Origin of the sequence: Bacillus cereus group sp. BfR-BA-01350 (assembly GCF_022663775.1) — a bacterium.
GTDB classification, from domain to species: Bacteria; Bacillota; Bacilli; order Bacillales; family Bacillaceae_G; genus Bacillus_A; species Bacillus_A paranthracis.
The window spans coordinates 1-201 of the sequence record NZ_JAKUGD010000071.1; the positions used below are offsets into that span (position 1 = coordinate 1).

The window sequence follows — 201 nt, forward strand, 5'->3', positions numbered from 1 at the left end:
ATATATTACATGAAAAGTTGTTGAGCGATTTTAGTAATAGCCGCAACACCAGATAGTAAAATAAAACCGCCTAAGCAAGAAACAGTAACAATTTGGTTGAATAATAAGTCTCGGTTTTCTTTCATGAGAATTCGCTCCTTTAAAAGTGTTTTTATTGTTGATTGATTATCTACTTTTAGTTTATATAAAATGTAAGATTGA

The 201-nt window shown here is 28.9% G+C and carries 1 protein-coding gene; it reads right to left on the minus strand.

Going from position 1 to position 201, the window contains the following annotated elements; translation table 11 throughout:
• Positions 1 to 5: 5 nt before the first annotated feature.
• On the minus strand, positions 6 to 201 hold a 196-nt coding region (locus MR147_RS27025; protein ID WP_242304897.1), incomplete at its 5' end, for a hypothetical protein.